Below are 21317 nucleotides of genomic sequence, written 5' to 3'. Positions count from 1 at the left end.
CCGCCAGTGGAAAGCTGAAAGTTCTTGCTGATTGGCGCAGCGATCTGCGCTGCCGCCTTCGTATGTTGCGGGGACGTTAGCAAGGCGTTGCAAGTAATGGAAGGGCTTGCAGACAGCCTCGCAAGAACTTGCCAGTGGGCTACAGTGCCGCAATGCGCGCTCGACTGTCCGACATCGCCCAACAGGCCGAAGTCAGCGAGGCCACGGTGTCGCGGGTGCTGAACGACCGCCCCGGCGTGGCACCGGAGACCCGGCAGGCCGTTCTCACCGCCCTCGACGTGCTCGGCTACGAGCGACCGGCGCGACTGCGCAAACGCAGCGCCGGCCTGGTCGGCCTGGTGGTGCCCGAGCTGGACAATCCGATCTTCCCGGCGTTCGCGCAGGTCATCGAGTCGACACTGGCACAGAGTGGGTTCACTCCGGTGCTCTGCACGCAGACCGCCGGTGGCGTGACCGAGGACGAATACGTCGAGATGCTGCTGGACCGCCAGGTCTCCGGGATCGTCTTCGTCTCCGGCCTGCACGCCGACACCGCCGCCAACCACGACCGCTACCGGGCGCTGATCGCCCGGCCGCTGCCGGTCGTGATGATCAATGGGTACGTCCCCGAGGTCGCCGCGCCCTTCGTCTCCTCTGACGACCGGGAGGCCGCCGACCTGGCGGTGGCCCACCTCGTCGCCCTGGGACACCGGCGGATCGGCCTGATCACCGGTCCGGACCGGTTCGTGCCGGTGCAACGCAGAGTGGCCGGCTGGCGCGCGGCGATGACCCGGCTGGCCGGCGTCGCCGAGGCCGATCTCGGCCCCCTCGCGGAGCTGACACTGTTCGGTGTGGAGGGTGGCGAGGCGGCGGCCGGCCGGCTGCTCGACCGCGGTGTCACGGGACTGGTCTGCGGCTCCGACCTCATGGCGCTCGGCGCGGTGCGGGCGGCCCGGCAGCGCGGCCTGTCCGTCCCGGGTGACCTCTCGGTGGTCGGCTACGACGACTCGCCGCTGATGGCCTTCACCGACCCACCGCTGACCACCGTGCGGCAGCCGGTGACCGCGATGGCGGTAGCCGCGGTCCGGGCTCTGGTGGACGAGATCAACGGGCACGGCGCCCCGCACTCCGAGTACCTGTTCCGCCCCGAGCTGGTCGTCCGCGGCTCCACCGCGGTGGCCCCGGCCGCCGTGCGGTTTCCTTACGCAAGATCTGCTTGACTCTTGCAGGGACGGGCGGCATATTGCTCGCACAGCCACGCCCGAGCCTGCGACAGACGGGGAAATTCCACCCATGACCGTCAGCACCACCGCTTCACCCCGCACCGACGACGACTGGTGGCGCTCCGCGGTCGTCTACCAGGTCTACGTACGCAGCTTCGCCGACAGCAACGGTGACGGCGTCGGTGACCTGGAAGGCATCCGGGAGCGCCTGCCGTACCTGCGCGACCTCGGGGTGGACGCGCTCTGGCTGACCCCCTTCTACACCTCGCCCATGGTCGACGGCGGGTACGACGTCGCCGACTACCGGGACGTCGACCCGATGTTCGGCACACTCGCCGACTTCGACGCGATGATCACCGACGCGCACACCCTCGGCCTGCGGATCATCGTCGACCTGGTGCCCAACCACACGTCCAGCGCGCACCGCTGGTTCGTCGACGCCCTCGCCGCCGGCCCCGGCTCGCCCGAGCGGGCCCGCTACCTCTTCGCCGACGGGCGGGGCGCGCACGGCGAACTGGCCCCCAACGACTGGGAGAGCATCTTCGGTGGTCCCGCCTGGACCCGGGTCGCCGACGGCCAGTGGTACCTGCACCTGTTCGACCCGGCCCAGCCGGACCTGAACTGGCGTCACCCGGAGGTCCGCGCCGAGTTCGAGGACGTGCTGCGGTTCTGGCTGGACCGGGGCGTGGACGGCTTCCGCGTCGACGTGGCCCACGGCATGATCAAGGCCGAAGGGCTGCCGGACGTCGGCTTCAGCACGGCGACGACCGGGCAACGCCAGGTCGAACTGCTCGGCAAGGGCCGCCTGCCCTACTTCGACCAGGACGAGGTCCACGAGATCTACCGCACGTGGCGGCCCATCCTGGACAGCTACCCGGGCGGCCGGATGGCGGTCGCCGAGGCGTGGGCCGAGACGCCGCAGCGACTGGCCCGCTACATCGGCCCGGACGAACTGCACCAGGCGTTCAGCTTCGACTTCCTCGACGCCACCTGGTCGGCCGACTCGTTCCGCAAGGTGATCGACACCGCGCTCGCCGAAGCGATGGTGGTCGGCGCGCCCACCACGTGGGTGCTGTCCAACCACGACAAGCAGCGGCACGTCACCCGCTACGGCGACGGCCCCGAAGGGCTGCGCCGGGCCCGCGCCGCCAGCCTGCTGATGCTCGCCCTCCCCGGCTCCGCCTACCTCTACCAGGGTGAGGAGTTGGGTCTGCCCGAGGTCCTCGACCTCCCCGACGAGCTACGGCAGGACCCGGCGTTCCTGCGGACCGGTGAGAGCCGCGACGGCTGCCGGGTGCCGATTCCGTGGAGTGGAGAGCTGGCACCGTACGGCTTCGGGCCGGCCGGCAGCGAGCTGAGCTGGCTGCCCGCCCCGGCGACCTGGCGCGCCCTCTCGGTCACCACGCAGGCCGGCACCCCCGGCTCGACGCTGGAGCTGTACCGGACGGCCCTGCGTATCCGCCGCGAGCATCCGGCGCTGGCCGCGGACGCCGGCGACGTCACCTGGTTGCAGACCGAGCCGGGCGTCCTGGCGTTCTCCCGCAGCGCGGGTGACACCGTGCTGACCTGCGTCGTCAACCTCGGCTCAGCTCCCGTGGCGCTCGACGGGTACGGCACGCCCGTCGTCGCGAGCGCCCCGCTGACCGACCATCTGCTGCCCGTCGACGCGGCCGCCTGGTTGGAACGGCGCTGAGCGGGTAAGCCAATCTCGACCTGGTCGTCCGTCGTGCCCCGCGCCAACGGGCGACTGGGCTGCCGACCCCTTGTGGTGGGGGGTGAGGTGCACCGGCGCCACGCGGAACGGATTCCGCGCGGCGCCGGTGTTCGTGTGTGTTCCTCCGTCGCCCTGGGTACCGCCAGAAGACCGGAGGTGACCCATGACGGTACGAATGGCCCAGTACACGATCGACGTCGAGGACCTGGACGCCATGGTCGCGTTCTGGTCGGCGGCGCTCGGCTACGAGGTCGAGCAGGGCGATGACGGCAGCGCGAAGCTCTGGCCCCCGGGAGGGCCCTCCGCCGCCGCGCCCAGCATCTGGTTGCAGGGGTCCGGCACCGCCAAGCGGGGCAAGAACCGCGTACACCTCGACCTGGTCGCGGACGTCGACCCGCAGGCCGAGGTTCGGCGGCTGGTCGGCCTCGGCGCGCGGCCCGTCGACGTCGGCCAGACCGGCGACGAGCGGTTCACCGTGCTCGCCGATCCCGAAGGCAACGAGTTCTGCGTGCTGGACGGCCCGCCGAGGCGCTGACCCGCCGCGTCACGTGGCGGTGAGCCGACTCCGCCGCGTCACTTCGCGGTGAGCAGCGCCGCGATGCGGGTGAAGCCGGCGCGCACCTCGGCCTCGTCCGGCGGCTCGGCGGGCTCGCCGTGACCCGCCTCGTCGGCTGCGGCGTCCAACTCCTCGTCGATCACGTCCTCGAAGTCTCCGTACAGGTCGGCCCCCTCGACCTGCCGGGCCTCGTCCTCGGCGGCCACCTGCGCGGCGGCGATCTCGCTGCGGATCTCGTCGGCCGACAGCGCGGGCAGCAGCGGTTCCACCACGGCCATCAACTGCTCCTCGGCCACCACCGCCTCGGCCAGAGCCAACGCGTGCGGCCGCTCGTATGGCCCGCAGACCACCGGCTCCCACTCGTCCAGGTCACCGAGCGGCCCGAAGGTGATGATCCACGGCAGGCCGAGCATCGGCGAGTCGGCCGGCAGGTCCAGTGTCATGAGTGCGCCCACCGGCTCATCATGGTCCGCGAACGTGAGCGCCGGTGCCGTTCTGTTCAGTTACCGCCCGTCCGGCGGTCGACGAGGGACCGGTCGGCTCAGTCGTGTCGGGTGGCGTCGAGTGCGGCCCGCACGAGCGCGACAGCGCGGTCCGCGGACACACCGAGCCTCCGCGCCTCGGCGGCGTAGTCGACGGCGACCCGGTGCAGCCGGTCGACGGCGTCGTCCCGCCCGGGGGCGACGAAGGTGCCGTTGCGTCCCCGGGTCTGCAGCAGTCCGGCCGCCTCCAGCTCCCGGTAGGCCCGCGCCACCGTGTTCGCGGCCAGCCGCAGGTCGGCCGCGAGCTGCCGGACGGTGGGCAGGCGGCTGCCCACCGGCAACCGGCCGTCGCCGATCAGCTCGGCGAGCTGCACACGCACCTGCTCGTACGGCGGCACCGGCGAGTCCTGGTCGACGGTGATCAGCACGTCGGACATGTCCGCCCTCACCCCGCACCGCCCGGAGCGCCGGGATCGGTGTCCTCGTCGATGTCCACCACCGGGGCGCCCTCCGCCAGGTCCACCACACGTCCGTTGCGGCTGGTCGCGAGCAGCGCAGCCCCGAACAGCACCAGTTGGTTCAGCAGATAGAGGTAGAGCAGCAGACCGACCGCGCCGGCCACCACGGTGTACGCCGGGTTCCGCTCGGTACGCACCACGTAGTACCGCCCGACCGTGTTGAGCAGCGTGATGCCGACCGCCACCAGCAGCACCACCGGACGCAACCGGGACCGGCTCATCCGCAGCCGGGGCACCGCGAGCAGCAGCGCGGTGGCGAGGACGGCGTTGACCAGCACGCTGAGCACAGCGCTGACGGTGGTCAGGCCGACCGATCCAGTGCTGCGCAGCAGGAAGCGCAACAGTGATTCCAACGCGTCCACCGCCGCCACGGAGAGGCCGAGCAGCACGAAGACGCCGATCATCACCCCGAGGTCGACCAGCCGCCGGACCACGAGGTTGCCGGGCTGCTGGTTGAGCGCGTACATGAGCCGCTGGGAGGAGCGGATCGCCTCCACCCAGCCGATGCCGGTGAACACGAGGATGACCAGGCCGACCACACCGACCGTGCCGCTGGAGTTCGCGATCTGCTGCGCGTCCAGGAACGGGAGGTTCTCCTTCAGGAACCCGGCCGCCGCCTCGCTGACCTCGTCGTTGTCCTCCAGGATCGCGCCGAAGATGGAGTACGCGACCAGGGCGAGAGCGAAGACGGCGAAGAAGCCGTAGTACGCGATCGCCGCGGCGAGCCTTCCTGCCAACACGTCGGCGTAGAGCGTTCCGGCACGCCACACGTGGTCGAACAGACCGGACCGGGCACGCGCGGCACTCACCCAGCGGTCGATGCCCGCCTCGATCTGGCCGATCACGTTCACGCGATCATCCTCGCCGATCTCCGGCCGCCGTCCCGGCAACCAGCACAAGACCGCTCGCCATCCGGCGCGTCGCCGAACGTCAGTCGCCGAGGCGGAAGTCCCGGCGAGGTTGCCACCGGGCCTGCCCACTGTGCGAGAACAGGGTGAACCCGTCGACCTCGAACATCGCGGAGAAGTCGGCCAGATCCTCGTACACCTTGTCCAACGCCTCCGGAGCGACGTCCTGCGCGACGGTGACGTGCGGATGGTACGGGAAGCGGGTCTGACGGTGCAGGCCCGGCGCCGCCGCGATGGCAGCGGCCAGCAACTCGCACTCGCTGATGCCGGCGGCCACCGCGACGAACACCACCTGCGTCACCGGCCGGAACGTGCCGGTCCCCCGCAGGTGCAGGGTGAACGGCAGATGTGCGGCGGCCACGGCGGCCAGGTGCCGCTCGACGCCCGGCAGCACGTCGGTGGGGATCTCGGTGGGACCGAGCAGCGTCACGTGCGCGGGCACCGCGAGCGGATCACCCGCCTCGACTCGTCGCCGGGTGAGCTGCGCGCCCCACGGCTCCGGGATGTCCACCGCGATGCCGATCTGCACGGTGTCGCCCGACGACGGCACCCCGCCAGTGCGATCCACGCCCCGTGCCGCCACTTCGGCCACCGACTCGCCCACCCGTCCCCGCAGCGCTATTCGCCGCGCACCGGCGGGAAGAAACCGACCCGCTCGTACGCGGACCGCAGGGTCGCGCCGGCCACCGACCGGGCCTTCTCCGCGCCGGCGGCGAGCAGCTTGTCGAGTTGGGCCGGGTCGTCGAGGTACGTGCGCGTGCGCTCCTGGATCGGACGGACGAACTCCGCCACCACCTCGGCCAGCTCCTTCTTGAGGTCGCCGTAGCCGCGACCGGCGAACGCGGACACCAGGTCGTCGATGCCGCGCCCGCTGAGCGCCGAGTAGATGGTCAGCAGGTTGGACACGCCCGGCTTGGTCTCGGCGTCGAAGACGATCTCCCGACCGGTGTCGGTCACCGCGGAGCGGATCTTCTTCGCCGAGCGGGCCGGGTCGTCCAACAGGTCGATGATGCCGGCCGGCGAGGACGACGACTTCGACATCTTCGCCGTCGGGTCCTGCAGGTCGGTGATCTTCGCGGTGTCCTTGACGATGTGCGGCGCGGGCACCGTGAACGTCGCGCCGAACAGCGAGTTGAACCGCTGGGCCAGGTCGCGGGAGAGCTCCAGGTGCTGGCGCTGGTCCTCGCCGACCGGCACCGCGTTGGCCTGGTACAGCAGGATGTCGGCGGCCTGCAGGACCGGGTAGGTGAACAGCCCGACGCTGGCCCGCTCGTTGCCCTGCTTCTGCGACTTGTCCTTGAACTGGGTCATCCGGCTGGCCTCGCCGAAGCCGGTGATGCAACCGAGCACCCACGCCAACTGCGGGTGCTCAGGCACCTGCGACTGCACGAACAGCGTGCTGCGCTCCGGGTCGATGCCGACCGCGAAGAGCTGGGCGGCCGCCACCCTGGTCCGCTGGCGCAGCACCGCCGGATCGTGACCGGCGGTGATCGCGTGCAGGTCCACCACGCAGTAGAACGCGTCGTGGGTGTCCTGCAGCGCCACCCAGTGCCGCACGGCTCCCAGGTAGTTGCCGAGGTGGAACGAGTCGGCCGTCGGCTGGATGCCGGAGAAGACGCGGGGTCGCTCGGGAACGTCGGGCATGACGATAATTCTGTCAGCAAGCATGCGGGGCCGTCATGACGGGCCGGCGCGTCGGCCCCGGCCTGCCGGTGCCGGGGCGCTGACCTCGCGTGCCCCGCTCGTCCCCACCCGTCGGGCCGGCCCGACCGAACTGCCCCGCCGCTGTCCCGCCGCGCTCCGGTCCGCCTCGCGCTGATGGCCGACGGCCTGATCACGCCGCTGCTCCGCCGCCCGGGCCGCCGTCACCGCGAGCCGGGCGACCCGGCGTCCGTCCAGGGCCAGCACGCGCAGCAGCCAACCGTCCGCCGGGCCCGCCGGATCTCCGCCGCCGTCGGTCGGCTCGGCGGGCACCGGCACCTCGTCGCCGGTCAGCGGTAGGCGGCCCAGCACGGCCATCACGTACCCGCCGACGGTCTCGTACGGGCCGGCAGGCAGCGCCACCCCGGTCCGCTCGGCGAAGTCGGCGAGGTTGAGCCGGCCGTCGACCACGGCCGGCAGGCCGGCGTGGATCGGGTCGGGCGTCCTGTCGTACCCGTCGTGGATCTCTCCGACGAGTTCCTCGATCAGGTCCTCCAGCGTGACGATGCCGGCGGTTCCGCCGTACTCGTCGACCACCACCGCCAGGTGGTGCCCCTCCCGGCGCATCTCGGTCAGCGCGGCCAGGACCCGCTTGCTCCCCGGCACCTGCTTGACCTCGCGGGTCAGCTCGCCCACCGTGCGGCAGCAGTCGGCGTCCGGGCGAAGCAGCACGTCCCGCAGGTGCACGAACCCGACCACGTCGTCATAGGTGCCGTCGGTGACCGGGTAGCGGGAGTGCGTCTCGGCCCGTACCAGCCGGGCGGCCTCGGCGATGGTCAGCCGGGCCGGCAGGAAGACCACCTCGGTGCGGGGCATCATCACCTCGCGGACGAGGCTCGCGCCGGCCACCAGCACCTCGTCGATGATCCGCCGCTCGTCCGGGTCGAGGACCGTGTTGACCGCCACGAGGTCCCGCAGCTCGGCCTCGGAGATGCGTTCCCGTCCGGCCGCCGGGCCGGTACCGAGCAGATCCGTGACGATGCGGGTCGCGCCGTCGGCGGTGCGCACCAGCACCCGGGCGACGGCCCGGGCGAGCGGCCCGGGGTCACGGTGGGACCGTTTCCGCACGCGCCGCCGGAGCCCGGAACGGGCTGCTTCCCGCATGACAGAGATGGTAGACACCGGGTGCCCACCCCACCGGAGATGTGCGGCTCTGTTTAAACGTGAGAGCTTATGATGGAATGGCGTGCGGCGCGATCCACACCGCTCCCAGAGCGCCGCCGTAGGGTGATCACCAAGGGCCACGTCGCGGCGGGCCAGGCAGGAGGCAACGACGTGAAACTGCTCGTCACCGGGGGCGCCGGCTTCATCGGCAGCGTGGTGACCCGGATGCTGCTCGACGCCGGCCACCAGGTCGTCGTCCTGGACGACCTGCGCACCGGTCACCGCGAGGCGCTCGCTCCGGACGCGACGCACGTCGAGGCCTCCATCCACGACGCCGCCCAGGTCCTCACCCCCGACGCCGGCTTCGACGGAGTGCTGCACTTCGCCGCCCTCATCGCCGCCGGCGAGTCGATGGTGAAACCGGAGCTGTACTGGGAGAACAACACCATCGGCACGCTCGCCCTGATCAACGCGGTCCGCGCCGCCCGGGTGCCCCGGATGGTCTTCTCCTCCACCGCCGCCGTCTACGGCAACCCCACCGAGCTGCCGATTCCCGAGACCGCGGTCAAGGCGCCCACCAACACGTACGGCGCCACCAAGCTCGCGGTCGACATGGCGCTCACCTCCGAGGCCGTCGCGCACGGGCTGGCCGCCGTGTCCCTGCGCTACTTCAACGTGGCCGGAGCACACCTCGCCGGCGACGTCGCGCTCGGCGAGCGGCACGACCCGGAGACGCACCTCATCCCGATCGCCCTGGAGGTCGCCGCCGGCCGGCGGGAGAAGCTCCAACTCTTCGGCGACGACTACCCGACCGTGGACGGCACCTGCGTGCGCGACTACATCCACGTCGCCGACCTCGCCCGCGCGCACCTGCTCGCGATGGACGCCGCCACCGGAGGTCAGCACCGCATCTACAACCTCGGCAACGGAAACGGCTTCACCAACCGCCAGGTGGTCGACGTGGTCCGCGAGGTCACCGGTCACCAACTCCCGGTCGAGGTGGCGCCGCGCCGGGAAGGCGACCCGGCCGAGCTGGTCGCTTCCTCCGCGCTGGCCCGTGACGAACTGGGGTGGATACCGCGCAAGCCAACCCTGCACGACATGGTCGGCGACGCCTGGACCTTCTACCGGGCACACGTCCTGGAGCAGCCGTGAGCGCGAGGAGCGAGCCGGGTTCACGAGCCCCGCAGTCGCGAACAGGGAGGCACCATGACCAGCCCCACCGGTGACGTCGCCGAGCGGGCCAACGCCGGCTTCATCGACCAGTACGACGCCTCCGCCGCCGGCCTGTGGGCCGCACCCGGTCGGGTCAACCTGATCGGCGAGCACACCGACTACAACGACGGGTTCGTGCTGCCGTTCGCGCTGCCGATGCGTACCGTGGTCGCCGCCGACCGGCGTGACGACGAACGCTGGACGGTCTGGTCCGAGCTCTCCGGCGAGACGATCACCTTCGACGCGGACGACGTGGCCGAGCCCGGCCGGGTGACCGGCTGGGGCGCGTACGTGGCCGGGGTGGTCTGGGCGTTGCGCGACGCGGGCCACGCGGTGCCCGGCGCCCGGCTGGCCATCGCCTCCGACGTGCCGCTCGGCGCCGGGCTCTCCTCGTCGGCCGCGCTCGAGTCCGCCGTGCTCGCCGCCCTGCTCGACCTCGCGGGGCTGGAACTGCCCGCCGAACGGCAGCCCCGGCTGGCGCAGCGGGCGGAGAACGTCTACGTGGGCGCGCCGACCGGCATCATGGACCAGTCCGCGGCGATCCGCTGCCGCGCCGGGCGAGCGCTCTTCCTCGACTGCCGCGACGAGTCCGTCGAGCAGATCCCGTTCGACCTGGACGCCGCCGGGCTGACCGTGCTGGTCATCGACAGCCACGCGCCACACCGGCACGCCGACGGCGAGTACGCCGCCCGCCGCCGTTCCTGCGAGGCCGCCGCCAAGGCGCTCGGCGTCCCCGCGCTGCGCGACGTGACGGTCGACGAGCTCGACACCGCCCTGGCCCGGCTCGACGACCCCGAGACCCGCCGCCGGGTCCGGCACGTGGTCACCGAGGACCAGCGCGTGCTCGACACCGTCGCGCTGCTGCGTGCCGGCCGGGTCCGGGACATCGGCCCGCTGCTGACCGCCTCGCACGTCTCGATGCGCGACGACTTCGAGATCACCGTGCCGGAGATCGATACGGCGGTCGAGGCGGCACTGTCGGCCGGCGCGTTGGGTGCGCGGATGACCGGCGGCGGATTCGGTGGCTGCGTCCTCGCCCTGGTCAAGACCGACCGCGTCGAGGCGGTAGCCGACGCCGTCCGGGCCGCCTACGCCGAGCACGCCTACACCGCCCCCACCACCACCCCGGTCCTCCCCTCCCCCGGCGCAACCCGCCTGCGCTGACCCCCAGCCGTCCACCCCGACCGATTGACGCGGTGATCAAGAGGTTCGCGTCAGAATTCGCGCGATTCCTGACGCGAACCTCTTGATCACCGGCGAGGTCGGGGGTGGGGGACGGGATTTTCGTGCTTGTTCATGGAAGTAGTGGCCTTCCCGTTCGGGGAGGCCACTACTTCATGGATCGAGCGCGATCATGGCAGCGCGCGGCAGCCCGGCGCGCGGGCGCGGGCGGTTAGGCGGCTTCGACGATCATGGCGGCGCCCACCGTGCGGTTGGTGGTCTCGTCGATGATGACGAAGCCGCCGGTGGTGCGGTTGCGCCGGTACTCGTCGGCCAGCAGCGGCACCGTGGTGCGCAGCCGTACCCGACCGATCTCGTTGAGCCGCAGCTCGTCCGCCGACTCGTCACGGTGCAGCGAGTTGATGTCCAACCGGTAGTGCAGACCGCGCACGATCGCCCGAGCCGAGCGGGTGGTGTGCTTGATCGCGTACCGGCCGCCGACCCGCAGCGGGGCCGTCTCGTCCATCCAGCAGACCATCGCCTCGATGTCCTGGGCGACGGCAGGCGCGTTGTTCGGGCGGCAGATCATGTCGCCCCGGGAGATGTCGATCTCGTCGGCCAGCCGTACCGTCACCGACATGGGCGGGAACGCCTCCGCGACCGGCCCGTCGGCGGTCTCCACGGCGGCGATCCGGCTGGTGAAGCCGGACGGCAGCACCATCACCTCGTCGCCCGGCTTGAGCACACCCGAGGCGACCTGACCGGCGTAGCCGCGGTAGTCGGTGACAGTGGTGGACTGCGGACGGATCACGTACTGCACGGGGAACCGGACGTCGACCAGGTTGCGGTCACTGGCGATGTGCACCCGCTCCAGGTGGTGCAGCAGCGACGGGCCCTCGTACCACGGCATGTTCTCCGACCGGGAGACGATGTTGTCGCCCTGCAACGCGGAGACCGGCACCACGGTCAGGTCCGGTACGTCGAGCTTCGCGGCGAACGCCGTGAACTCGTCGGCGATCCGCTCGTAGACCTCCTGCGACCAGTCGACCAGGTCCATCTTGTTGACGCACAGGACCAGGTGCGGCACCCGCAGCAGCGAGCACAGGAACGCGTGCCGGCGGGACTGCTCGACCAGGCCCTTGCGGGCGTCCACCAGGATCAACGCCAGGTCGGCGGTGGACGCGCCGGTGACCATGTTCCGGGTGTACTGGATGTGCCCGGGGGTGTCCGCGATGATGAACTTGCGCCGGGGCGTGGCGAAGTAGCGATACGCCACATCGATCGTGATGCCCTGCTCCCGCTCGGCGCGCAGGCCGTCGGTGAGCAGCGCGAGGTTGGTGTACTCGTCGCCCCGGGCCGCGCTGACCGCCTCCACCGCGGCCAACTGGTCGGTGAAGAGCGACTTGGTGTCGTACAACAGTCGGCCGATCAGGGTCGACTTGCCGTCGTCCACGCTGCCGGCGGTCGCGAACCGCAGCAGGTCCATCGGCCGCGCCTCGGGCGCGGTCTCCGCGCCGGCGGCCGGGGCCAGGGTCTCGGTGCTCATCAGAAGTAGCCCTCCCGCTTACGGTCCTCCATGGCGGCCTCGCTGACCCGGTCGTCACCACGGGTCGCGCCCCGCTCGGTGATCCGGGTGGCCGCCACCTCCTCGATGACCTTCTCCACGGTGTCCGCGTCCGAGCGGACCGCCGCGGTGCAGGAGGCGTCGCCGACGGTGCGGTAACGCACCTGGGCCTTGAACCGCTCCTCGCCGGCGCGCGGGCGGAAGAACTCGTTGACCGCGTAGAGCATGCCCTCGCGCTCGATCACCTCGCGCTCGTGGGCGTAGTAGATCGACGGCAGCGGGATGCGCTCGCGGGCGATGTAGTGCCAGACGTCCAGCTCGGTCCAGTTGGACAGCGGGAAGACCCGGATCGACTCGCCCGGGTGGTGCCGGCCGTTGTAGAGCGACCACAGCTCCGGACGCTGGTTCTTCGGATCCCACTGGCCGAACTCGTCGCGGAAGCTGAACACCCGCTCCTTGGCCCGCGCCTTCTCCTCGTCCCGGCGGGCGCCACCGAACAGCGCGTCGAAACGGTGCTTCTCCACCGCGTCCAGCAGCACGGGCGTCTGGATCCGGTTGCGCATGCCGTCGCCGGACTCCCGGACCATGCCGCTGGCCAGGGCCTCCGGCACGCTCGCCACCACGAGCTGCAACCCCAGTTCGGTGACCCGCTGGTCGCGGTATTCCAGCACCTCGGGAAAGTTGTGCCCGGTGTCGACGTGCATCACGGGGAAGGGGATGTTGGCCGGGGCGAACGCCTTCTGCGCCAACCGCAGCATGACGATCGAGTCCTTGCCGCCGGAGAAGAGCAGCACCGGACGTTCCATCTCGGCGACAACCTCGCGCATCACGAAGATGCTCTCCGCCTCGAGAGCGTCCAGGTGGGAGACCCGGTAGGCCGCGGGGGAGGTCATGACACTCGCTCGCTCATCCGATTTCCAGACCTTTCCGGTCGGACATGTCAAGAAGTGCGCTCAGGCTACCCGGAATGCCTCTGCAGCGCTGCAAGCAACCGGCTGGCGAGATCCTTGCGACAGACCAGCAGGTCCGGCAGGCGCGGATCCGCCTCGTTGTATCGAAGCGCAGAACCGTCGATCCGGGAAGCGTGCAGTCCGGTGGCCGTCGCCACAGCCACCGGCGCCGCCGAGTCCCACTCGTACTGCCCGCCGGCATGGATGTACGCGTCCACCTCGCCGGTCACCACCGCAGCGATCTTCGCCCCGGCCGAACCCATCGGCACCAGGTGCGCGCCCACGTCCTCGGCCAGATCGGTGAGGAACACCGGCGGCCGACTCCGACTCGCCGCCAGGCGGATCTTGCGCTCACCGGCCGTCGCCGCCTCGACCGTCATCGGCGGGTACGCCGGCGGATAGTCGGTGCCCAGCACCCGGTGCTGCGCCGGCAACCCAACCGCCCCGGCGACCAGCCCGTGCGGGCTCGGCGCGTTGCGCGCCCAGAGCGCCACGTGCACCGCCCAGTCCGAGCGGCCCTCCTCGGCGAACTCCCGGGTGCCGTCCAACGGATCGATGATCCAGACGCGGTCCGCGGTGAGCCGGGACACCGCCCCCGCGTTCACCTCCGCCGCCCAGGCGAGCCGGGAGCCCTCGTCCTCCTCGGAGAGCACCGCGTCCCCCGGCCGCCACCGCGCCAACTCCGTGCGGATCAGGTCGTGCGACACCTTGTCGCCAGCCGACTTCAACGCCCCGGTGTCCGAGAAGCCCAGCTCCGTACGCAGGTCCAGCAGCGCCTGACCGGCCCGGGAGGCCAACCACCGGGCGAACGCCCCGTCGATCATCGGAGGACTGCCCATCTGCCCGCTCCCGTCGCCTCGCCGCGGCCCGTGCCCGCACGCACCGATCGGCCGCGACCCGCGTCGCCGGTCACGGCACGCCGAAAGGCGCAGACTACCGGCCCGGCGTTTCCGATCCGGTACGCACCGCCCGACTCAACTCCCGTGATACAGGTTCTGGGTCGGCTCCACGCCCTTGACGATCACCGACTCCACCACGTCGGCGGCCCGGTCCACCAGGAAATCCAGCTCCTTGCGCTCCGCCGCGCCGAAATCCGACAGCACGAAATCCGCCGGGTCCTGCCGTCCGGGCGGGCGACCCACCCCGAACCGCACCCGGACGTAGTCCTTCGTGCCCAACGACTTCGACATCGATCGCAGGCCGTTGTGCCCACCCTCGCCGCCGCCGAACTTGACCCGCACCTGGCCGAACTCGATGTCCAGCTCGTCGTGCACCGCGATCACCTGCGCCGGGGGCACCTTGTAGAACTGCGACAGCGCCGCCACCGGCCCACCGGAGAGGTTCATGTACGTCAGTGGCTTCGCCAGCACCAGCTTCGGGCCACCGAACCCGAGCCGCCCCTCCGCGACCTCGGCCACCGCCCGCTTGTGCCGACCGAACCGCGCGCCGACACGTTCCGCCAGCAGCTCGGCCACCATGAAACCGACATTGTGCCGGTTCCCGGCGTACTCCCGACCCGGGTTACCCAGGCCGACCACCAGCCACGGTCCTGCCTCGTCCGTCACGACCCGCCCCTCAACGTCTCTGCCGACTCCCGATACGCCGACAGGCGCCCCCGAAGCTCGGGAGCGCCTGTCGCACGGTACGAACCGATCAGGCCTCGGTGCGCGCCTCGGTGGACTCGTCGCCCTCGGCGGCCGGGGCGGCGTCCGCGCCCTCGGAGCCCTCGGTGGTCTCGCCGACCTCGGCCTCGGCCTCGTCGGTGGCCGTCTCGACCTCGGGCAGCGTGGCCTCGAGCTGCTCTGCGGTCGGCGCGGCGGTCACCGAGGCGACCGGCAGCTCCGAGTCGGCGGCCAGCTCCACACCGGAGGGCAGCTCGACGTCGGCGGCGGTGATCGTGGTGCCCGCCTCGGCGCCCTCGATCGACGCCTCCAGGTGGTCCGGCACCTTGGTGGCGTCGGCGGTCACCGAGAGGGTGTCGTGGTCGTGGACGATCAGGGTGTCCTTCGCGGCCTCACCGGTCAGCTGGACCGGGACCTCGACGGTGACCTTCTCGCCCCGGCGGACCAGCAGCAGGTCCACGTGCTCGAAGGTGTCCTTGATCGGGTCACGCTGGATCGCCTTCGGCAGCGCCAGCACCTGGGTGCCGTCGGTGATGTCGATCGCGAAGAGCTGGTTGGCGCCACCCTTGCGGATCGCGGCAGCGAACTCCCGCGACGGCAGCGCGATGTGCTTGGGCTTCTCGCCGTGGCCGTACAGCACGGCAGGCACCTTGCCGGCCCGGCGGGTACGACGGGCACCACCCTTGCCGAACTCGGTGCGGGGCTCGGCGCTGATCTTTACCTCGGACACGGGGAAACTCCTGATGCTTCGCTGCGGCGGCTTGTCGTCTGGCGGTGCTGGGGCGAGGGGCTCGCTGGGGCTCATGCGTCATGAACGACTGCCCGGAGCACCGCGTCGATGACGGTGCCTCCGTGCGGCGCTTTTCAGCGGCCCGCCGGGCACCCTCGCCGTGGCAACCGCACCAGTCTACCCGAGCCAATTCCCAGGTTTCCGGCAGTCCCCGATCACGGCTCCAGGCTGATCCGCCGGCGGTGTTTCCCGCCAGCGGATCAGCCCGTTTCGACCAGCTTGTCAGACTTGGCCGCCGAACGCGGCCACTCTCAGCTCAGGCCACCGAACAGGGTGGTCACGGAGCCGTCGTCGAACACCTCCCGGATCGCCCGCGCCAGCAGCGGCGCGATCGACAGCACGGTCAACTTGTCGAGCTGCTTCTCCGGCGGCAACGGCAGCGTGTTCGTCACCACGACCTCGCTGATCGGGCTGTTCTTCAACCGCTCCGTGGCCGGGTCGGACAACAGCGCGTGGGTGGAGGCCACCACGATCTCCGCCGCGCCCGACTCCTTGAGGATGTCCGCCGCCTTGGTGATCGTCCCACCCGTGTCGATCATGTCGTCGACGATCAGGCAGACCCGACCCTCCACCTCACCGACCACCCGGTTCGCCACCACCTGGTTCGGCTTCATCGGGTCACGGGTCTTGTGGATGAACGCCAACGGGCAACCGCCCAGCCGGTCGGTCCACCGCTCGGCCACCCGCACCCGGCCCGAATCCGGCGCCACCACGGTCATCGGCCGGCCCGCGTACTTGTGCTCCACGTACTCGGCGAGCACGTCCATCGCGAAGAGGTGATCCACCGGCCCGTCGAAGAAGCCCTGGATCTGCGCGGTGTGCAGGTCGACCGTGAGGATCCGGTTCGCACCGGCGGTCTTCAGCAGATCCGCCACCAGGCGGGCCGAGATCGGCTCCCGACCACGGTGCTTCTTGTCCTGCCGCGCGTACGGGTAGAACGGCAGCACCACGGTGATCCGCTTCGCCGATCCCCGCTTCAACGCGTCCACCATGATGAGGGTCTCCATGACCCAGGTGTTCACCCCGTGCGTCACGGACTGCACCACGAAGGCGTCCGAACCACGCACCGAATCCTTGAACCGTACGAAGATCTCACCGTTGGCGAACTCGTACGCGTCGGCCGGCGTCGGTGCCACGCCGAGCACCTCGCCGATCTCCTTGGCCAACTCCGGGAAACCCCGTCCGGAGAAGAGCATCAGGCTCTTGCGGTTTTCGGCGACGATGCTGCCCATGGGCCCGTCTGCTCCCGTTTGTCGGCGGTACCCGGCCCGGTGGTGGTGGGTCGGGGACTATTCGGTTGCAGTATCTCCCGCGCCGGACGCACCGCCCACCGTCTCGGCCCGCCCGTGGATTGCCTCACTGTCACTTGCGGTGCCGCCCGACTCCGACGCACCCTTCGCGTCGCCGGATCCCTGCACACCCTTCGCGTCGCGGGCACGCTGTGCGGCCTCGGCCGCCGCCGTACCGGCCCGCCGCAGCACCACCCAGCCCTCGATGTTGCGCTGCCGCGCCCGGGCGACACCCATCGCGCCCGGCGGCACGTTGTCGACGATCACCGAACCGGCCGCCGTGTACGCGCCGTCGCCCACCTCGACCGGCGCCACGAACATGTTGTCCGCGCCCGTCCGGGCGTGGCTGCCGATCACCGTGCGGTGCTTGTTGACCCCGTCGTAGTTCACGAAGACCGACGCGGCGCCGATGTTGCTCTGCTCGCCGATCGTCGCGTCGCCCACGTAGGTCAGGTGCGGCACCTTCGAGCCCGCCCCGATCTCGGAGTTCTTCACCTCGACGAACGTGCCGACCTTCGCCTTGTCGGCGAGACGCGCGGCGGGCCGCAGGTACGCGTACGGCCCCACGCTCGCGCCCGCGCCGACCTCGGCGCCGACCGCGTGGCTGCGCACCACCGACGCGCCCGGCCCGACGATCGTGTCGATCAGCGTGACGTCCGGCCCGACCAGCGCGCCCGCGCCGACCACGGTGGCGCCGCGCAGCTGGGTGTTCTGGTCGACCACCGCGTCACGGTCCAGAGCCACCGTCACGTCGATCCAGGTGGTCACCGGGTCGAGCAGACTCACCCCGGTACGCATCCACGCCTCGTTGACCCGGTCGCGCAGCAGCCGGCGCAGCGACGCCAACTCGACCCGGTCGTTGCAGCCCAGCGTCTCGACATGGTCGGCGGCCACGTGTACCGCTACCGGCTCGCCGGCCGAGCGGAGCAGGCCGAACACGTCGGTCAGGTACTCCTCGCCCTGGTCGTTGTCCGTGGACAGCTTGCCCAGCGCGTCGCGCAGCCGGACCGCGTCGAAGGCGTAGATGCCCGCGTTGATCTCGCGGATCGCGCGCTGCGCCGCGTCGGCGTCCCGCTCCTCGACGATCTGCTCCAGCCGACCGTCGGCGTCCCGGACGATCCGCCCCAGCCCGGTCGGGTCGGGCACCTCGGCGGCCAGCACGGTGGCCGCCGCGGCGGCCTCCTCGTGCGCGGTCACCAGCGCGCCCACCGTCTCCGGGCGCAGCAACGGCACGTCTCCGTTGATCACCACGACCGTGCCGGCGCCCTCCGGCACGGCGTCCAACGCGATCCGCACGGCGTGTCCGGTGCCGAGCTGCTCGGCCTGGAGCACGGGCGTGGCGTCGGGGGCGATCTCGGTGAGGTGCGCACGAACCTGGTCGGCGCCGTGACCCACCACGACGACGGTCCGGTCGGCGGCCAGTGGCGCTGCCGCGCTCAGCACGTGGCCCAGCAGGGTACGACCGAGCAGGGGGTGCAGCACCTTGGGCAGTGTCGACTTCATCCGCTTGCCCTCACCGGCGGCGAGCACGACGACGGTACGAAGGTGGGGCTGGGGCACGATGTGGCTCCCGTCGGGACGGCGGACACTCTCGCGGCCATGCTAACCACGGGGCCCGGCACGGTTCCCTCTTACCCCCAGGAGAACCCAAAGCGGACTTCTAGGGACAGCTCGGCCGCCAGGGTTCGAACCTGAAATACGGGTACCAAAGACCCGGGTGTTGCCAATTACACCACGGCCGATCGCATCGTCACGCAGGGCGACGCGGCAGGATGCGCATCCCGCCGCTACACCTTAACGCCCGACCCCGTCGGCGCCAGTACTCATATCCGTCATGATCCCCCGGCGGCGGGCGTCGGAGACGGTCGCGCCCGATGCCCGGCGGGCCTGGCTCCGCGCCACGGAGAACTATTCGACGGTGCGCAGACGGCGCACTCCGGCGGCCAGCAATACAGGTCATGACCAGCGGATCAGCACCTTCGTACGACGACTCTTCGAAAGTTCCTCGTGCGATCTACCGAGCCGTAAGTTACGGTGACGTAGGCGTAGGTTTGTGATCTTCCCCCGTCCCCTCTGCGAGGTGTCATGTCCACCACCGTGCTCGAACCCAAGACCACCGGCCCCGGCCCGAAACCGCTCACCGACGGCACCCAGTCCCCCGGGATCCTGGCAGCCCTGTGGGCGTTCGTCGTGATCCCCTTCGTCGCGCTGCTGGTCGCCGTGCCCGTCGCCTGGGGCGGTTGGCTGGGCTGGACGGACGTGATCATCGGTCTGGTCTGGTACGTGGTCTCCGGGCTCGGCATCACGGTGGGTTTCCACCGCTACTTCACGCACGGCTCGTTCAAGGCCAAGCGGTGGCTGCGGGTGACCCTGGCGGTCGCGGGTTCGCTGGCGGTGCAGGGCGAGATCATCCAGTGGGTGGCCGACCACCGGCGACACCACGCGTTCTCCGATCTGGAGGGTGACCCGCACTCGCCGTGGCGTTTCGGCACGAGCGTCTGGGCGCTGACCCGTGGCCTGTTCCACGCCCACGTCGGCTGGCTGTTCCGCCGCGAGTTGTCCAACCGGGAGCGTTTCGCTCCGGATCTGATCGCCGACCGGGACATCAGCCGGGTGGACCGGCTCTTCCCCGCGCTGGTGGCCATCTCGTTGCTCGGCCCGGCGCTGATGGGCGGTCTGCTGACCTGGTCGTGGCAGGGTGCGCTCACCGCGTTCTTCTGGGCCGGACTGGTCCGGGTCGGCCTTCTGCACCACGTCACCTGGGCCATCAACTCGGTCTGCCACGTGTACGGCGAGCGTCCGTTCGCGATGCGTCAGGGCGACCGCGCGTCGAACTTCTGGCCGCTGGCGATCCTGTCGTTCGGTGAGAGCTGGCACAACCTGCACCACGCCGACCCGACCAGCGCGCGGCACGGTGTGCTGCGGGGCCAGGTGGACATCTCGGCGCGGGTGATCTGGTTGTTCGAGAAGCTCGGCGCGGCGTCGCAGGTCCGCTGGCCGAAGCCCGAACGCCTCGCGGCCAAGCTCGTGAAGCCGGTCGCACCCCGGTAAACCGGGCGGTGCCACGGCGGGTCGCCTGGCAGGATGGCCGGATGACCGAGCGACGCGGGGGGACCGGACGGCTCGGCGGACGAGGGCCGGGCCCGATCCGGGTTTGGTCGCACGGCACGGCAGGGCGGTCGGGCCGCCCGCCAGTGAGGCGACGACGTGAACGGGCACAGCGGGGACACCATTCCACGGCAGGGCGTGACCGAGCGCCAGCGAGGCGGCGACATGCCCGAGGTGAGTGACGAGCCGGGCGCCCGGCGGCCGGCGCCGGCCGCCGCGGCGAAACCCAAGGCCACCTCCCGGGTACGCATGTCGGCCGCGCAGCGTCGGGAGCAGTTGATCGCGATCGGCCGGCAACTGTTCGCGGAGCGCGGTTTCGACGCCACCTCGATCGAGGAGGTGGCGGCCCGGGCCAAGGTCTCCAAGCCGGTCGTGTACGAGCACTTCGGTGGCAAGGAGGGGCTCTACGCCGTCGTGGTCGACCGGGAGGTTCGCGCCCTGCTGGACCGGATCACCACGGCGCTGACGGCCGGGCACCCGCGGGAGTTGTTGGAGCAGGCGGCGATGGCCCTGCTGGGCTACATCGAGGAGGAGACGAGCGGGTTCCGGGTGCTGGTCCGCGAGTCGCCGCTGATGTCCGGCACGGCCACTTTCAGCAGCGTGATGAACGACGTCGCGCACCAGGTCGAGCACATCCTGGGCGCCGAGTTCAAGAGCCGGGGGTACGACCCGAAGCTGGCCGAGCTCTACTCGCAGGCGCTCGTCGGCATGGTCGCGTTGACCGGCCGCTGGTGGCTCGAGGTGCGCAAGCCGCGCAAGGAGACGGTGGCGGCGCACCTGGTCAACATGGCCTGGAACGGGTTGTCGCACCTGGAGGCGAAGCCCACGCTGATCACCGCCCGCCGCCGCTGACCGGTCAGCGGCGGTGCGCGTCGGCCACCGGGTGTTTGCGGCGTTCCAGCTCCGCCTCGGCGTGCTCCGACGGGCCGACCTTGTCGTAGAGGCCGGTGCCGAGCAGGACCAGGCCGAACAGCATCGACACGATCACGGTCGACATCGAGAAGTTGAGGAAGTTCGCGTCGGTCTGCAGCACGGACATCATGAGGATGCTGGTCACCAGGAACACCGCGCCGGCGGTGAGGTTCATGTAGTGGCCGAGGTTGGTGCGCCGGGACGCCCCGATGATCAGGACGACTCCGAAGACCACGGAGGCGAGCGAGAAGGCCAGGTTGGTCCGTAGGCCGAGGGCCCAGGTGCTGCTACGGGCGAAGAGCGGGTCACCGATCGTCTCGGCGACACCCCAGACGCCGAAGACCAGGATGTAGACGCCGATCAGTCCGGAGAGGACGCGGTAGAGCGGCCGTGCCGGATGGTTCACCGGAAAGTGCGGCATACCCGAAACCCCCCTGACGCAACTGTTCAGGGGAATTGTCGCCCAAAGCAGACCCGACTGTCCGAAAAACCACAATGCCGGCAGGGTCCGCCGAATGGCT

20 protein-coding genes, 1 tRNA gene and 1 pseudogene are annotated in these 21317 nt (G+C 70.9%); 7 read left to right on the top strand and 15 right to left on the bottom strand.

Translation table 11 applies throughout. The features are described 5' to 3' along the window. Positions 1–134: 134 nt before the first annotated feature. The 3 genes from ACQPZK_RS03795 to ACQPZK_RS03785 all read left to right on the top strand — a co-directional run bounded on the left by ACQPZK_RS03795 (position 135) and on the right by ACQPZK_RS03785 (position 3451). A complete protein-coding gene (locus ACQPZK_RS03795; RefSeq protein ID WP_433536962.1) occupies positions 135–1199 on the top strand; it encodes a LacI family DNA-binding transcriptional regulator in 1065 nt (354 codons plus the stop codon). Positions 1200–1272: 73 nt separating this feature from the next. Then, on the top strand, positions 1273–2895 hold the full coding sequence (locus tag ACQPZK_RS03790) for a glycoside hydrolase family 13 protein (RefSeq protein ID WP_433536961.1): 1623 nt from the start codon (positions 1273–1275) through the stop codon (positions 2893–2895). Between the two features lie 184 nt (positions 2896–3079). Next, positions 3080–3451, top strand: coding sequence for a VOC family protein (locus ACQPZK_RS03785; RefSeq protein WP_433536960.1), 372 nt, complete (start codon positions 3080–3082; stop codon positions 3449–3451). A gap of 38 nt (positions 3452–3489) precedes the next feature. Here the strand turns inward: ACQPZK_RS03785 and ACQPZK_RS03780 are convergent, their stop codons facing one another. The 6 genes and pseudogenes from ACQPZK_RS03780 to ACQPZK_RS03755 form a co-directional block, all read right to left on the bottom strand. Further along, entirely contained in the window at positions 3490–3927 is a 438-nt protein-coding gene (locus ACQPZK_RS03780; protein ID WP_089017805.1) for a hypothetical protein, read from the bottom strand. An 86-nt stretch (positions 3928–4013) separates the two neighbouring features. Continuing rightward, the gene (locus tag ACQPZK_RS03775; protein WP_433536959.1) at positions 4014–4391 is read right to left on the bottom strand and encodes a GntR family transcriptional regulator; all 378 of its coding nucleotides are present in this window, start codon (positions 4389–4391) and stop codon (positions 4014–4016) included. Between the two features lie 8 nt (positions 4392–4399). Then, positions 4400–5323, bottom strand: a complete 924-nt coding sequence (locus tag ACQPZK_RS03770; protein ID WP_433536958.1) for a YhjD/YihY/BrkB family envelope integrity protein — start codon at positions 5321–5323, stop codon at positions 4400–4402. Between the two features lie 79 nt (positions 5324–5402). Further along, the gene (locus ACQPZK_RS03765; protein WP_433536957.1) at positions 5403–5984 is read right to left on the bottom strand and encodes a 2'-5' RNA ligase family protein; all 582 of its coding nucleotides are present in this window, start codon (positions 5982–5984) and stop codon (positions 5403–5405) included. Between the two features lie 14 nt (positions 5985–5998). After that, complete coding sequence (gene trpS, locus ACQPZK_RS03760) at positions 5999–7024, bottom strand: tryptophan--tRNA ligase (RefSeq protein WP_433536956.1); 1026 nt, start codon at positions 7022–7024, stop codon at positions 5999–6001. A gap of 189 nt (positions 7025–7213) precedes the next feature. Further along, a pseudogene (locus ACQPZK_RS03755) lies at positions 7214–8185 on the bottom strand (hemolysin family protein); the annotation flags it as partial. Positions 8186–8410: 225 nt separating this feature from the next. Here ACQPZK_RS03755 and galE point away from each other — a divergent pair. Further along, positions 8411–9340: a UDP-glucose 4-epimerase GalE gene (galE, locus tag ACQPZK_RS03750; protein ID WP_433539099.1), complete on the top strand. Its 930-nt coding sequence runs from the start codon at positions 8411–8413 to the stop codon at positions 9338–9340. A gap of 54 nt (positions 9341–9394) precedes the next feature. Beyond that, entirely contained in the window at positions 9395–10564 is a 1170-nt protein-coding gene (galK, locus tag ACQPZK_RS03745; RefSeq protein WP_433536955.1) for a galactokinase, read from the top strand. A gap of 229 nt (positions 10565–10793) precedes the next feature. On the opposite strand, the gene ACQPZK_RS03740 is transcribed toward galK, so the two are convergent. From ACQPZK_RS03740 to ACQPZK_RS03705, 8 genes are all read right to left on the bottom strand, one after another. Continuing rightward, positions 10794–12107 (bottom strand): sulfate adenylyltransferase subunit 1, encoded by a 1314-nt coding sequence (locus ACQPZK_RS03740; RefSeq protein ID WP_433536954.1) that lies wholly within the window; start codon positions 12105–12107, stop codon positions 10794–10796. After that, positions 12107–13018 carry a sulfate adenylyltransferase subunit CysD gene (cysD, locus tag ACQPZK_RS03735; RefSeq protein ID WP_433536953.1) on the bottom strand — a complete coding sequence of 304 codons (912 nt, stop codon included), beginning with the start codon at positions 13016–13018 and terminating at the stop codon, positions 12107–12109. Before cysD ends, ACQPZK_RS03740 begins: the two co-directional genes overlap by 1 nt. A gap of 65 nt (positions 13019–13083) precedes the next feature. Beyond that, positions 13084–13914 carry an inositol monophosphatase family protein gene (locus tag ACQPZK_RS03730; RefSeq protein WP_433536952.1) on the bottom strand — a complete coding sequence of 277 codons (831 nt, stop codon included), beginning with the start codon at positions 13912–13914 and terminating at the stop codon, positions 13084–13086. 135 nt (positions 13915–14049) lie between these two features. Continuing rightward, positions 14050–14640, bottom strand: a complete 591-nt coding sequence (gene pth / locus ACQPZK_RS03725) for an aminoacyl-tRNA hydrolase (protein WP_433536951.1) — start codon at positions 14638–14640, stop codon at positions 14050–14052. An 88-nt stretch (positions 14641–14728) separates the two neighbouring features. Then, entirely contained in the window at positions 14729–15427 is a 699-nt protein-coding gene (locus ACQPZK_RS03720) for a 50S ribosomal protein L25/general stress protein Ctc (RefSeq protein WP_433536950.1), read from the bottom strand. Between the two features lie 311 nt (positions 15428–15738). Then, positions 15739–16719 (bottom strand): ribose-phosphate diphosphokinase, encoded by a 981-nt coding sequence (locus tag ACQPZK_RS03715; RefSeq protein ID WP_433536949.1) that lies wholly within the window; start codon positions 16717–16719, stop codon positions 15739–15741. 57 nt (positions 16720–16776) lie between these two features. Further along, complete coding sequence (glmU, locus tag ACQPZK_RS03710) at positions 16777–18339, bottom strand: bifunctional UDP-N-acetylglucosamine diphosphorylase/glucosamine-1-phosphate N-acetyltransferase GlmU (RefSeq protein ID WP_433539098.1); 1563 nt, start codon at positions 18337–18339, stop codon at positions 16777–16779. A 107-nt stretch (positions 18340–18446) separates the two neighbouring features. Then, positions 18447–18518: transfer RNA gene (locus ACQPZK_RS03705), tRNA-Gln, on the bottom strand. 343 nt (positions 18519–18861) lie between these two features. Here ACQPZK_RS03705 and ACQPZK_RS03700 point away from each other — a divergent pair. Further along, positions 18862–19827, top strand: a complete 966-nt coding sequence (locus ACQPZK_RS03700; RefSeq protein WP_433536948.1) for an acyl-CoA desaturase — start codon at positions 18862–18864, stop codon at positions 19825–19827. Positions 19828–20049: 222 nt separating this feature from the next. Next, on the top strand, positions 20050–20736 hold the full coding sequence (locus ACQPZK_RS03695; protein ID WP_433539097.1) for a TetR family transcriptional regulator: 687 nt from the start codon (positions 20050–20052) through the stop codon (positions 20734–20736). A 4-nt stretch (positions 20737–20740) separates the two neighbouring features. Here ACQPZK_RS03695 and ACQPZK_RS03690 read toward each other — a convergent pair whose 3' ends face one another. Then, positions 20741–21217 carry a DUF4383 domain-containing protein gene (locus ACQPZK_RS03690; RefSeq protein WP_433536947.1) on the bottom strand — a complete coding sequence of 159 codons (477 nt, stop codon included), beginning with the start codon at positions 21215–21217 and terminating at the stop codon, positions 20741–20743. Positions 21218–21317: the final 100 nt, after the last annotated feature.

This window comes from Micromonospora sp. CA-249363 (assembly GCF_050950185.1).
In the GTDB taxonomy this organism is placed as follows: domain Bacteria; phylum Actinomycetota; class Actinomycetes; order Mycobacteriales; family Micromonosporaceae; genus Micromonospora.
This window is presented reverse-complemented; position numbering and strand designations above follow the sequence as displayed.